Source organism: Mesorhizobium sp. B1-1-7, from assembly GCF_006442705.1.
Lineage (GTDB): Bacteria > Pseudomonadota > Alphaproteobacteria > Rhizobiales > Rhizobiaceae > Mesorhizobium > Mesorhizobium opportunistum.
Genome location: NZ_VFWQ01000009.1, coordinates 1 through 12730, shown reverse-complemented (window position 1 = coordinate 12730; position 12730 = coordinate 1). Strand labels below are relative to the sequence as shown.

Genomic DNA, 12730 nt, shown 5'->3' with positions numbered 1-12730 from the left:
AACCGTCCTCGTCCGGAATTGCAAGAAAACCGAGCTACCGTACCGCTGGCCTGCCGAACACCATGCGCAAGAACTCGTCCAGCCAGCGCTTCAGATGTAAATCCCAGATCAGCCGGCCCCCCAAATGATCGCGGCCGGGCTGCGCGCCGGGCAGCTCGAAGCGATGCGCGCCGCGCACTACCCAGCGCTGCATCATCACCCTGGTCAATTCGCCATGGAACTGGATGCCCCAGGCATTGTCGCCATAGCGGAAGGCCTGGTTGGGGTAGGTCTCCGCCGTCGCCAGCAAGATCGCGTCGCTCGGCAGCGAAAAGCCTTCGCGATGGAACTGGTAGACCATTTCGGGCCAGTGCATCAGCTTCTTGCCGGCTTCGGTCGCCTTGAGTGGATACCAGCCGATCTCGACCAGCCCTTCGCCGTGACCCTCGACTTTGCCGCCGAGATGATTGACCAGCATCTGCGCGCCAAGGCAGATGCCGAGCAGCGGCCGGTTTTCCTTGAGCGGGATGTCCAGCCAGCTGGTCTCGCGGCGGACGAACTCGTCCTCGTCATTGGCGCTCATCGGTCCGCCGAACACCACGGCGCCGGCATGGCCGTCCAGCGTCTCCGGCAAGGCGTCGCCCAGCGGCGGCCGGCGGATATCGAGATCGAAACCCTCTTCGATGAGCATGTGGCCGACGCGTCCGGGGCTCGAATTCTCCTGATGCAGCACGATCAGGATTTTTGGCTTCGGGCTCGTTTGGCGCGGCATCGGCAGGCGGGATCCCGTCTATTCGTCGCTGGAGGTTCCGCGCGCGCCGGGCGCTTGCGCCGCCGCCTTGCGGCGCGCCTCGACCCGGTCGTGGCGCTCGACGCCGATCAGTTCGGCGACGCGCCACACCGTGTTGTCCTCGAGTTCATGCAGCTCGCCATCGGCATAGACGATCTCCCACATCAGGCCGATGAAGGCCTTGCGCCCATCCGCGTCGAGGTGGCGCTTGAGAACGCTGGTGAAGGCATAGAGGTCGATCGCCTCGTTGTCGGCGCGCTCGCCGGCGGCGGCGAGCGCCTCGAGTTCGGCACCGCTGATCGAGTAGCTCTGCGCCAGCACAGCCTTGAACCGCTCCCATTCGACATCCTGCCGCACGCCGTCGGCATTCATCACATGGTAGAGCAGCGCCGAGGCGGCGACGCGCGGATCGTCCGTGCTGGCATGCGTGCCGGAACTGGCCGGCAAGTCCCTGAGAAACGACAGAACACGTTCGAACATCAATTCATTCCCAACCGCCCGATGGCCAAATCAAAACAGCCGGAAGCGGCGCGGCGACTTCTCCGCCTCGTCGTCCGGATCGACGCCGGGATCGTCCGGCAAGCGCGTCAATTCTTCCGCCGGCTCCACGCCCTCGGCATCGGCCGGCACCGCCGCGAACGCCGCGGCCGTAACCGGCCTGACGTGGTCCTCGCGGCTTTCAGCCGCCTTGCCCGTCGCCTCGCCGCTCGCGGTGGCGTGTTCGATCGCGTCGACCGGCGTTTCGCTGGCCGGCTTCGCCAGCGCCTCGATGACCGGCACGGCGGCACCCGGCGTCTCATCCCGGCTGTCGATGAGCTGGCCAAGCCGCTCCATCGGCGCACGCCACTCGAAGGCATCGAGCCGGCCGGTGACCGGCGATACCGGCGCCCAGCGTTCCGAAACCACGCCGTCGGCGACCCAGGCCGGATCGCGCGGCGCCCGCACCGCCTTGGCGAGCAGCTGCCTGACCCTGCCCTGGTCGCCGGTCTCGGCCTCCTCGATGTCGGCGAGCAGCAGATAGGCGCCCTCGCGGCGGTCCATCCGGATCGCCGCCTCGGCCTCGCGGCGCGCGGTCGAAAAATCCTGCGCGTCGAGCGCGGCGCGCGCCACCGTCATCGACGATTCGGCGTGGTTCTTCTTCATCTCCTGCAGCTTCTTCGCCCGGTTGAGGCGGTCGAGCACGGCGTCGCCCGGCCTTGCATGGGTATAGAGCTCGGCGACCTCCGGATGCGGCTCGGCCTTCCATGCCGTCTCCAGGATCTTCGAGCCCTTGCGCACGTCGTTCTGCTTGAACAGCGCCGCGGCGGCGGCGACGGCGGCGGGGGCAAAGTCCGGCCGCAGCTTGTTGGCCTCCAGCGCCGCTGTCCTTGCCGCGTTGGGGTCGCTGTCGGCGAGCGACTGCGCCTTGGCGGTCAGCAGCACGGCACGGCGGCGGTTGGCGGCGTCGCGTTCGATCTGCCGTGTCGACTTCTGCGCATCGACCAGCTTCAAGGCGCCGTCCCAGTCGCCGCGCGCGGTCAACTCCTCCAGCGTCGATTCGGCGGCCCAGGCGAGCTGCGGCGCCATCACAGCGGCACGGCCGGCATAATGGCGCGCCGCGTTGCGGTCGCCCAGGCGCTCGGCTTCGAGATAGAGGCCGCGCAGGCCGAGCAGCCGCATTTCGGGATCGTCCAGCATGCTCTCGAATTTCTGCCGCGCGCCTTCGTGGTCGCCTTCGAGCAGCGACGCTTGCGCCTCCAGGAGATGGATCAGCGGTTCCTGGTCGGAGCGGATCAGCTTGGCCGCTTCCTTGGTCTTCTTGCGCGCCAGCGCACCGTCGCCGGCCCCGGCGGCGATCATGCCGGTCGACAGCGCCTGATAGCCGCGGTCGCGGCGGCGCACGCGGAAATAGCGCGAGATGGTATAGGGGCTGTTCCACAGCGACTTGACGAGCCACCACGCGATCATCACCGCGGCCACGACGGCGACGACGGCCACCGCCGCGACCATAAGGCTGACCTGGTACTGGTAGCCGTTGAAGGTGATGACCATGTCGCCCGGCCGGTCGGCCAGCCAGGCAAAGCCCAACCCTAGCGCGAAGACGACGACGAGGAAGGCGAGCAGGCGGATCATTGTGTTGCCCTCATGCCTTCATCGCGCTGGAGATCAGCGCGTCGACCTGGGTTTCGACCTCGACGCGGGCCTTCAGTTTGCCGGCAAAGTCAGCGCCGGCGGTCTTCACCGCTGCCGGCAGCGTGTCGTATTCGGTGAGCGCCTTGGCATAGTCGCCCTGGTTGACCGCCACCTCCATGCGCGCGACCGTTTCCGGCGCGCCGGCCCCTTCGACGGCGCCGATCGGCCGGACCTTGACCAGCGATTCGGCGCTCGACACCAAATTGTCGAGGAAGCCGGCATTCTGATCGACCGGCGTTGCGGCGGCGACCATGGCATTGGCCGCGGCATCCATCTGCGATGCGATCTCGGCACGGGTCGGGACGCCCTTTTCGGCATAGGGTCGCAAGGTCGCGAGTTCAGGCGCGTTGGGCGAAATCGCGGCCAGCGTATCGAGTTCGGCCGAGAACGGCGCGCCACGGTCGAGCGCCGCCTTCAGCGCCGAGGCGGCGATAGCGAGCGCGATCTTCGGCTGCGAAGCCTGGGCGTCGACCTTGCCGGAGAGCTGCGACACCGACTGTTCGAGCGCGGCGAGCCGTCCGTCCTGGGCCTTCGCCGCCTCGCCCGTCGATTTCACCAGCGCATCGAGATCCGCCAGTTTTTCGTTGAGCGGGCCGAGATCGACCGGCGCCGTGCTGCCGGCTTTGCCGAGAGCCGCGACCGCGGTTTCGATCTGCTTGACCTTGTCGCCGAGTGCGGCGAGCCCGGCATTGTCGCCGGCGCCGCCGGATTCAACCGCCGATTTCAGCGCCGCGACATCGGCCTTAACCTGCTCCAGGCCCGAAGAAAGCCCAACCAGCTTGGCCGCTGCATCGTTGTTGCCGCCGGCTTCTTTCAGGCCGGAGATTTCGCTCTTCAGCGAGGCGATGTCGCTATTGACGCCATCGAGCGAGACGCCGGCGCCGGAACCCGGCGCGCCGAGCAGACCGGCGAATTGCAGGCCGCCGGCGCCGATCAGCGCGATGACACCGCCGATGATGCCGGCGGCGAGGCCGTTGAGGCCGCCGCGCTTCGGCTGCGCTGCCATCGGTCCGCTCCTTGCGTCGGTTTTTCCCGCGCCTGCGTTGGTTTCACCAGTCTTGGTTTCACCAATCTTGGTGGTTGCGTCCTCAAAATTGTAGTCGGAAGAAGGCTTGGCGCGGTCGGATGGCGTGTCCGAGCCGGGATAAGGCATTTCCGGCTCGGCGGCCTTGGCCCTTGCCGCCGTATCCGCCCCGGATTGCCCCGCGGCGGCATCGGCATGTTCCCAGGGCTCGAGATCGACCTGGTCGGCATGCACCGGCTCTTCGGGAGCCTCCGGCTGCGAGGCGTTCGCGGCTTCCTCCGCCTTCGCCTCATCGGTCTGGGCCGCATTCCCAGCTGCTGCGTCCCCCGCTGCTGCATTCTTGCCAGCATCCTCGTCGACGATGCGCGAGACCGCACCCGGATCGAGATCGATGGTCACCGGGTCGCGGCGGCCTTTCGAGTGTCGCATCTTCGGCGTCTTGACCATGCCTGGGCTCCGCAAAATTCGCTTCGTCTCAACGCCTGGCGGCGCGTGATGGTTCAGAAGGGTCTAGCACATCACCAAGCGGTGAAAAGGGGCGGTGTGATGACGCGGGTCAGCGGGGCGCCCGCAAAAGTGCCAGCAGCGCCTCCTCGTCGGGCGTCGCGGCAATCTCGATTGCTTTGCCGGCGCTATAGTCAAGAGCAGCGGCGATGCGCTGGGAAAGCGCCAAAAACCGTGTTTTTTCAAAGAGTAGTTTCAAGGCGGGCCTTGCGGCCAAAACCTGCATCGCGGCAGCCGCCTTGGCCGAATAGAGCAGCACCGCATCGACCGGTCGGCCTGACGTCAGCGCAAGGACGTCCCTATCGGAACAATGCACCGCCGATGTGTCGTAGGTCTCCACGGCGTGGACCTGGACGCCAGCGGCTTCCAGCCGCTGTTCGAACACCGGGAACCGCACGCGTCCGCAGAGATAGACGATCGTCTTGCCGGAAAAGGTATCGCCCATGTTTTCGGCCAGCGCCTCGGCATCGCCCGCACCCTCGCGCACCGACAGGAATCCTGCGTCGCGCGCGGCCTCGGCTGTCCGCTTTCCAACGGCGTGGCAAGGCAAGGCCGCGAGCGCCGCGATGATTTCTTCCGAAGCATGACGCACGGCGTTGGCGCTGGTGACGGCAACGGCGAGAGCATCAGCCGGAACCTGACCGGCATCGGCAGGCAAAGCCGCCGTTTCGGTCAAAGGCAGGAGAATCGGCTGGAAACCCGCCTCCAGAACCCGCCGCGCCGTACGCGAAGCCCCCGGTTCCGGCCTGGTCACCAGCACGCTGGGCATTTTCACAGCCAGCCGTCGAAGAACTTTTCACCGGCCTTGGCCCGCACGGTCCTGGCGGCTTCCGTGCCGATGAGAGCGGCATCCTGCGCCGGCCCTTGCAGGTCGATCGTGTGCGACTGCGTGCCGTCGGGCGAGATGATCAGGCCGGCGAAAGAGAGCGTTCCGGCCTCGATCGCCGCGTAGCCGGCGATCGGCGTGCGGCAGGAGCCGTCGAGCGCCGCCAGGAAGGCGCGCTCGCAGGCGAGTGCCTGTCCGGTCGGCACGTCATGGATCGCCACCAGCATCTTTTCGACGGCGCGATCGCCGATGCGCGTCTCGATGCCGATCGCGCCCTGGCCCGGCGCCGGCGGAAAGACGTCGAGCGGGATCAGGTCGGTGACGACATGGTCGAGCCCGAGCCGCTTCAGCCCGGCATAGGCAAGGATGGTGCCGGCGGCGATCCCTTCGTCCAGCTTGCGCAGCCGCGTCTGCACATTGCCGCGGAACATCACCACGTCGAGATCCGGCCGCATGCGGCGGATCAGCGCCTGCCGCCTGAGCGACGACGAACCGACTTTTGCGCCGCGCGGCAGGTCGGCGATCGTCCTCGCCGCCTTGCCGACATAGGCGTCGCGCGCGTCCTCGCGCGGCAGGAAGGCCGAGAGTTCAAGGCCGTCGGGCAGTTGCGTCGGCATGTCCTTCGACGAATGCACGGCGATGTCGATGGCGCCCGCCAGCAGCGCCTCCTCGATCTCCTTGGTGAACAGGCCCTTGCCGCCGGCCTCCGACAACGGCCGGTCCTGGATGCGGTCGCCGCTGGTCGAGATGACGACCACCTCGAACGCTTCCGCCGGCAAGCCATGCGCGGCCATCAGCCGCGCCTGCGTTTCATGGGCCTGGGCCAGCGCCAGCGGGCTGCCGCGTGTTCCGATTTTCAAGGTTGTTTGCATGGCGCGCGGTCCGTGATAACCCCCGGCCAGAGCATTTTGCAGCCAAGTGGAGTCACTTGGCGTCGCAGAAATGCGGCTAGAATAACCGAGGCCTTCCGGGCTTTCTCCTAACGGGGAAAGCTTCACGATACAATCTTCGGAGACAGCGACGAATTGATCCGCGTTCTGGGCATTGAGACGAGTTGCGACGAGACCGCCGCCAGCGTCGTGGCGCTGGAGGGCGATGCCGCGCCGAAAATCCTGTCCAACATCGTGCTCAGCCAGATCGAGGAGCATGCCGCCTTCGGCGGTGTCGTGCCCGAGATCGCCGCGCGCGCCCATGTCGAGGCGCTGGACGGCATCGTCGAGGCCGCCCTGGCCGATTCGGGTGTGGCGCTGGCCGATATCGACGCCATCGCCGCCACCGCCGGTCCCGGTCTCGTCGGCGGCCTGATCGTCGGCTTGATGACGGCCAAGGCGATCGCGGCGGCGGCGAGCAAGCCGCTGATCGCCGTCAATCACCTCGAAGGCCATGCCTTGACGGCGCGGCTGACCGACGGGCTCGATTTCCCTTATCTGCTGCTGCTGGTTTCCGGCGGCCATACGCAGATCCTGGCCGTGCGCGGCGTTGGCGATTATCAGCGTTGGGCGACCACCATCGACGATGCGCTCGGCGAAGCCTTCGACAAGACCGCCAAGATGCTCGGCCTGCCCTATCCCGGCGGTCCGAACGTCGAGAAGGCGGCACAGGCCGGCAATGCGGCCCGCTTTGCCTTTCCCCGTCCGATGAAGGGGTCGGCACAGCCTGATTTCTCCTTCTCCGGTCTCAAGACCGCCGTGCGCCAGGCGGCGACCGCCATCGAGCCGCTGAGCGACCAGGACGTGGCCGACATCTGCGCCTCGTTCCAGGCCGCGGTCGCCGATGCGCTCGCCGACCGCGTTTCGCGCGCGCTGGCACGGTTCAGCGAGACATTTCCGGGCACGAACAAGCCCGCGCTGGTGGTCGCCGGCGGCGTCGCCGCCAACCGCACCATCAAGGCGACGCTGGTACGGCTGTGCTCTCAGGCCGGCTTCACCTTCGTCGCGCCGCCGCTGAAGCTTTGCACCGACAATGCGGCGATGATCGCCTGGGCCGGTATCGAGCGGCTGCGCGAAGGCATGGCACAGGAGAACGGCTTCGATTTCGTGCCCCGTTCGCGCTGGCCGCTGGACAGCATCTCGGCGCCGATGGTCGGCTCCGGCCGGCGGGGAGCCAAGGCATGACCAAGAGAGGCATGGCCAAGAGGGGCATGACCGAGACGGACCTAACCGAGAGGGGCATGATCGGCAGCGACCCTGTGCCAAGCGGCTGGCGCGTTGCCGTGCTCGGCGGCGGGGCCTGGGGCACCGCTTTGGCGCTGGCCATGCTGCGCGCCGGCCATTTCGTCCGCCTCTATGCACGCGACCCGGAGACCGTCGCCGCGATCGACCGCGGCGAAAATCCACGCTATCTGCCGGGCATCGCGCTCCAGGCCGGCATCGTGGCGACCAATAACATCCAAGCGGCGCTCGACGGTGCCGATTGCGTGCTGGCGGTGACGCCGGCGCAATCGCTTCGTGCCATGCTGACAGCCGCCAAGCCGCATATGCCGGCCGGCATTCCGCTTGTTCTCTGTGCCAAGGGCATCGAGCGCGACACCGGCGCCCTGCTGTCTGCGATTGTCGAGGAGATCCTCCCTGGAAACCCCGTCGCGGCTCTGTCCGGCCCGAGCTTCGCCACCGACGTTGCCCGCGGCCTGCCGACAGCGGTGGTGGTGGCGGCCCGCGACGAGGCGCTGGCGGCCGACCTTGCCGCCCGCTTCTCGGCCGAGAACCTGCGCTGCTATTCGAACGATGACCTGATCGGCGTCGAGATCGGCGGCGCCTTGAAGAACGTCTTTGCCATCGCCGCGGGTGCCGTTACCGGCGCCGGACTCGGCGCCAGCGCCCAGGCCGCCATGGTGACGCGCGGCTTTGTCGAACTGCGCCGCATCGGTGCCGCCTTCGGCGCCCGTCCGGAGACCTTGATGGGGCTTTCCGGCCTTGGGGACCTGCTGCTCACCTGCGCGTCCGCCCAATCGCGCAACTTCGCCTATGGGCTGGCGCTCGGGCAAGGCAAGGAACTTTCCGGACTGCCGCTGGCCGAGGGCGTGCCGACGGCGGCCATCGCCGCGCGCATCGCCGCCGAGCGCAACATCGATGCGCCGATCATCGCCGCCGTCGCCGCCATACTGGACGGCACCATCACCGTGCGGCAGGCCGTGACGGCGCTGATGACCCGGCCGCTGAAGACTGAAACCAACGATTGATCTGACGACAAGGGAGAAGACCATGCTGTTTGCTTTTGTTTGCAAGGACAGACCGGGAAGCTTGCAGGTGCGCCTCGACACGCGGCCCGAGCATGTCGCCTTTCTCGAAGGGCTGAACGGCGAGAAGAAGCTGGCCTTTGCCGGCCCGTTCCTCGATGCCGACGGCAAGCCCAATGGCAGCCTCGTCGTCGTCGAGGCGCCGGATCTGGCGGGAGCGCAGGCTTTGTCGGCAGCCGATCCCTACGCCAAGGCCGGCTTGTTCGAGAGTGTCGAAATCCGCCAGTGGAACTGGACCTTCAACAAGCCTGCGGTTAGTTAATCCTGCCCGCTGGAGCGCAAGGAGGAGCGAAAGATGAACTACTGGCTGTTCAAATCCGAACCCTCGGTCTTCTCCTTCGAGGCGTTGAAGGCCAAGGGCAAGGCCGGCACGCAATGGGACGGCGTGCGCAACTATGCCGCCCGCAACAATATGAAGGCCATGCAGATCGGCGATCTCGGCTTCTTCTACCATTCCAACGAAGGGCTGAACGTGGTCGGCATCGCCGAAGTCTGCGCGCTCGCCCATCCCGACAGCACGACCGACGACCCGCGCTGGGAATGCGTCGACATCCGTGCGGTCAGGGACATGCCGAACCCGCCGACGCTCGAGGAGGTGAAGGCCAACCCAAAACTCGCCGACATGGCGCTGGTGCGGCTCGGACGGCTTTCGGTGCAGCCGGTGACCCCGGCCGAATGGAAGGAAGTCTGCCGCATGGGCGGCCTGACGCCTGCTCCGTGACGGTTCTCACGCCAAACAGCGCGCAAAAATTCATCCTCGACAATACGGCGCTGATGGCGCCGCCGCATGTGCCGGAGATTCTTCTGCACCTCGCCGACGAGGCGCACGACCTCTGGCAGCGGACCGAGGACGAACTGGTCGAGATCGGCCTGCCGCCGCCCTTCTGGGCATTTGCCTGGGCCGGCGGCCAGGGCCTCGCCCGCCATGTCATTGACAATCCCGGTACCGTGCGGGGCAAGCGCGTGCTCGACTTTGCCTCGGGCTCGGGCCTCGTCGCCATCGCCGCCGCCAAGGCGGGCGCCGCGAAGGTGATGGCCGCCGACATCGATCCGTTCTGCGCCACGGCGATCCGTCTCAACAGCGAGGCCAACAATGTCCAGGTCCAATTCCTCGGCATGGACTGCGTCGGCACCGATGCGGGCTGGGACGTGATCCTCGCCGGCGACGTCTTCTACGACAAGCCTTTCGCCGACCGGCTGATGCCTTGGTTCTCGGCTCTCAAGCGGCGCGGTGCCGATATCCTGATCGGCGATCCCGGCCGCTCCTATCTGCCGCGATCGGGGCTGGAGCCGCTTGGCGTCTACGAAGTGCCGGTGACGCGGGCGCTCGAGGATGCCGAGGTAAAGCGCACGACTGTCTGGCGACTGCTTGACGCCGTCGCCGAACAGGCGTTTCCATGAATTTGTATCTGGAGCAATTCCAGGAAAAGTGTGAGCGGTTTTCCGTCTGGAATTGCGTCAGAATAAAGAGTTGGAGCGGTTCGCCGTTTCCATGAAACGGTGAAACGCTCTGGAGGGGGAAGCTCATGGATTTTTCGGCAGTGAACTGGCTGGCGGTGATCGTGGCCGCTATCGTTGCCTGGTTGTTCGGCGCGGCCTGGTACATGACGTTGAGCAAGCCGTGGCTCAAAGCCGCCAAGCTCGATCCGGCGACGATTAAGAAATCACCGCTGCCCTTCGTCGTCAGCTTCATCGCCGAACTGGTCATGGCCACCATCATGGCCCTGGTCGTCGGCGCGATGACCGGTGGTGAGCCGACGTGGCTTGCCGGCCTTGTCTTCGGCTTCGTGCTTTGGCTGGGTTTCGTCGCCACGACGCTTTCGGTCAACCATCGCTACGAGAATTTCGGCTGGGACCTGACCCTCATCGACGGCGGCCATTGGCTGGGTGTCTTGCTGATCATCGGTGCGGTGATCGGCTGGTTCGGCGCCGTGGCAAGCTGAGACGACGGGTTGACGATGGCGGATGAGTCCGGATTTCCGCGCGACCTGGTGTTCACCCGCGTCTGTCACGTCAAGCAAGGCTATGACGACCGGCGCCGGCACATCGTGCGCGAGTTCGAGCGGCGCGGCGTGCCGGTCTACTTCTACACCGAATGGGACCGCCCAGACGTCACCCCGGAGATCCGCGCCGAATTGGTCGCTCCCTGCTTTGTCCACCCGCCTGCCGTCTCGCTGGCGCTGAAGCATGTCGGCATCTGGCGCGATTTCCTCGAAACCGACCTGCCCTATTGCCTGGTGTTCGAGGACGACGTTTTCCTCGCCCGCGACTTTGTCGCCAAGTTCCGCCAGGGGCTGGCCGAGCTCGGCAGCCCCGACCGCAAGGCCGTCATCTATCTCGGCAATGGCAGCAACTACTACACGCCGAGCTGGAAATTGCGGAAGGGTCAAAGGCTCTACCCCGCGCTGCATGCCAGATGCGCGGATTCCTACCTCATCACCCGACCGGCCGCCGAAGCGCGTTGCGCCTGGATCGCCCGCAACAAGATATCCACGGTGATCGACCATCTGGCCGAACAGATGGATGAGGAGTTGGGTGTTGAAATGTTGTGGTTCGAACGCCCGATTGTCGAGCAGGGCAGCGAAAACGGAGCTTTCCACACCTCCGTTGCCGGCAAACCGCATCCGCTTCTCTACAAGAAACTGAAGTGGAAGTGGAAGAAATACACCCGCATGATCTTCGGCCACAACGCCCGGTCGTGACCGAAAATCGGCCGTAACGGCCTATACCCTGTCCGTCGTGCGCGTCCTGGCCACTTCCTCCAGGATCCAGTCGCGAAAGGCGACGATGCGCGGGTCGTCGGCCATGGCCTGGGGATAGACCAGGAAATAGGCGAATTCGGGCGCTACCTTGATGCCAAGCTCGAAAGGCCGCACCAGCCGGCCCTCGGACAGGTCGTTGGCCACCATGGCGAAATCGGCGAGCGCGACGGCGTTGCCGTCGATCGCCGCCTGGATGGCATCCGAGGAATTGACGAAGACGATTGTCCGGCTGTTGTCGAAGTCGTCGACGCCGGCCGCCGCCATCCACATGCGCCAGTTCGGCCATGTCACGCCCTGGCGCGCCCACTCGATATGGGCAAGCGTGTGGTGGAAGAGATCGCGCGGCTCGCGCAAGGGCGGCCCGGACGCCAAAAGGCCCGGGCTGCACACTGGAATGATGACGTTGTCGAACAGGCGGTGCGCGCACAGCCCCGGATATTTGCCGGCGCCGAAACGGATGCCGACATCGACATCGTCGAGATCGAAATCGCGCAGCCCGTAGGCGATGTCGAACCGGAGCTCGATGCCCGGCCGCTGCTTGCGAAAATCCTCGACCCGCCGCATCAGCCATTTTGTCGCGAACTGGGCGTCCAGCGTCACCTTCAGAAATTCCGTCCCACGCGCTATCTTGCGCGCCCGCATGGCGGCCCGGCCAAGCAGGTCGAGCGCATCGGTCGCGGCCTCGAACAGCACCGCGCCGGCCTCCGTCAGCCGGATCGTGCGGCTGGTGCGCGTGAACAGCACGATGCCGAGCTGATCCTCGATTTCCTTGATCTGATGGCTGACCGCGGCCGGCGTCAGGCCAAGCTCGTCGGCGGCACGGGTGAAATTGAGGTGCCTGGCCGCCGCCTCCAGCGTCCTCAGCGCCCGCGTTCCCGGCAGCAGGGTCGCCATCAGCGGGGGATCTCGGCGAAGCGGTCCATGGCGCTCTCAATCCTCAAAGAAAATTTGATGATCGAGCAAAAACTACTCGTTTCCTCCCAAGATTTCAATCAGGCATGATGTGGACAGCGAAACACCATCAAACCGGATTTGATGTCCGGACGAACGGATGCCATCATGTCTCACACCGCTTTTCATCCTGCATATGCCGCCCGCCCGGCCCGGCTGGCGGCGATCCGTGCCTGGCTGCGTCAAGCCAGGGTCGCGGTCAATCTTCCGCACCAGAACGTCGAGGACCTGTCCGATCGCCAACTGCGCGATATCGGCGCCGGCCGCAAGGACGTCGCCCGGGCAATGGACCGCGAGATGGGCCGGCTGGGCCTTCTCGACATCGGCTGGCAACAGCCCAGGCGAAAGGAGTAGGGAGTAGGGAGTAGGGAGTAGGGAGTAGGGAAATTAGACGGCATCGACGCGTAACCCTACTGCCTACTGCCTACTGCCTACTGCCTACTGCCTACTGCCTACTGCCTACTGCCTACTGCCTACTGCCTACTGC

Annotated in this window: 15 protein-coding genes; 8 read left to right on the top strand and 7 right to left on the bottom strand. The window is 66.1% G+C overall.

Annotated elements, in window-relative coordinates; translation table 11 throughout:
• Nucleotides 1-34 precede the first annotated feature (34 nt).
• The 6 genes from FJ978_RS16365 to hemC form a co-directional block, all read right to left on the bottom strand.
• Nucleotides 35-751: a glutamine amidotransferase gene (locus FJ978_RS16365; RefSeq protein ID WP_023765948.1), complete on the bottom strand. Its 717-nt coding sequence runs from the start codon at nucleotides 749-751 to the stop codon at nucleotides 35-37.
• Between the two features lie 18 nt (nucleotides 752-769).
• Nucleotides 770-1249, bottom strand: coding sequence for a TerB family tellurite resistance protein (locus tag FJ978_RS16360; RefSeq protein WP_023765947.1), 480 nt, complete (start codon nucleotides 1247-1249; stop codon nucleotides 770-772).
• 30 nt (nucleotides 1250-1279) lie between these two features.
• Nucleotides 1280-2881 carry a heme biosynthesis protein HemY gene (locus FJ978_RS16355; protein ID WP_140572943.1) on the bottom strand — a complete coding sequence of 534 codons (1602 nt, stop codon included), beginning with the start codon at nucleotides 2879-2881 and terminating at the stop codon, nucleotides 1280-1282.
• A gap of 10 nt (nucleotides 2882-2891) precedes the next feature.
• Nucleotides 2892-4412 carry a COG4223 family protein gene (locus FJ978_RS16350; protein ID WP_140572942.1) on the bottom strand — a complete coding sequence of 507 codons (1521 nt, stop codon included), beginning with the start codon at nucleotides 4410-4412 and terminating at the stop codon, nucleotides 2892-2894.
• Between the two features lie 109 nt (nucleotides 4413-4521).
• Complete coding sequence (locus tag FJ978_RS16345) at nucleotides 4522-5238, bottom strand: uroporphyrinogen-III synthase (RefSeq protein ID WP_140572941.1); 717 nt, start codon at nucleotides 5236-5238, stop codon at nucleotides 4522-4524.
• A gap of 2 nt (nucleotides 5239-5240) precedes the next feature.
• Nucleotides 5241-6167 carry a hydroxymethylbilane synthase gene (gene hemC, locus FJ978_RS16340; protein WP_140572940.1) on the bottom strand — a complete coding sequence of 309 codons (927 nt, stop codon included), beginning with the start codon at nucleotides 6165-6167 and terminating at the stop codon, nucleotides 5241-5243.
• Between the two features lie 156 nt (nucleotides 6168-6323).
• Between hemC and tsaD the strand changes: the two genes are divergently transcribed.
• The 7 genes from tsaD to FJ978_RS16305 all read left to right on the top strand — a co-directional run bounded on the left by tsaD (nucleotide 6324) and on the right by FJ978_RS16305 (nucleotide 11232).
• On the top strand, nucleotides 6324-7409 hold the full coding sequence (tsaD, locus tag FJ978_RS16335; RefSeq protein ID WP_181176874.1) for a tRNA (adenosine(37)-N6)-threonylcarbamoyltransferase complex transferase subunit TsaD: 1086 nt from the start codon (nucleotides 6324-6326) through the stop codon (nucleotides 7407-7409).
• A 56-nt stretch (nucleotides 7410-7465) separates the two neighbouring features.
• Nucleotides 7466-8473 carry an NAD(P)H-dependent glycerol-3-phosphate dehydrogenase gene (locus tag FJ978_RS16330; protein WP_140573143.1) on the top strand — a complete coding sequence of 336 codons (1008 nt, stop codon included), beginning with the start codon at nucleotides 7466-7468 and terminating at the stop codon, nucleotides 8471-8473.
• Between the two features lie 22 nt (nucleotides 8474-8495).
• Entirely contained in the window at nucleotides 8496-8792 is a 297-nt protein-coding gene (locus FJ978_RS16325) for a YciI-like protein (protein WP_140572938.1), read from the top strand.
• A gap of 33 nt (nucleotides 8793-8825) precedes the next feature.
• Nucleotides 8826-9251 (top strand): EVE domain-containing protein, encoded by a 426-nt coding sequence (locus FJ978_RS16320; RefSeq protein ID WP_013892308.1) that lies wholly within the window; start codon nucleotides 8826-8828, stop codon nucleotides 9249-9251.
• Entirely contained in the window at nucleotides 9248-9931 is a 684-nt protein-coding gene (locus tag FJ978_RS16315) for a methyltransferase (RefSeq protein ID WP_140572937.1), read from the top strand. Before FJ978_RS16320 ends, FJ978_RS16315 begins: the two co-directional genes overlap by 4 nt.
• Nucleotides 9932-10056: 125 nt before the next feature.
• On the top strand, nucleotides 10057-10473 hold the full coding sequence (locus FJ978_RS16310; protein ID WP_023765937.1) for a DUF1761 domain-containing protein: 417 nt from the start codon (nucleotides 10057-10059) through the stop codon (nucleotides 10471-10473).
• A gap of 15 nt (nucleotides 10474-10488) precedes the next feature.
• Nucleotides 10489-11232, top strand: a complete 744-nt coding sequence (locus FJ978_RS16305) for a glycosyltransferase family 25 protein (RefSeq protein WP_140572936.1) — start codon at nucleotides 10489-10491, stop codon at nucleotides 11230-11232.
• 21 nt (nucleotides 11233-11253) lie between these two features.
• On the opposite strand, the gene gcvA is transcribed toward FJ978_RS16305, so the two are convergent.
• Nucleotides 11254-12186, bottom strand: a complete 933-nt coding sequence (gene gcvA, locus FJ978_RS16300) for a transcriptional regulator GcvA (protein WP_140572935.1) — start codon at nucleotides 12184-12186, stop codon at nucleotides 11254-11256.
• A 165-nt stretch (nucleotides 12187-12351) separates the two neighbouring features.
• Between gcvA and FJ978_RS16295 the strand changes: the two genes are divergently transcribed.
• The gene (locus FJ978_RS16295) at nucleotides 12352-12597 is read left to right on the top strand and encodes a hypothetical protein (RefSeq protein WP_013892302.1); all 246 of its coding nucleotides are present in this window, start codon (nucleotides 12352-12354) and stop codon (nucleotides 12595-12597) included.
• Nucleotides 12598-12730: the final 133 nt, after the last annotated feature.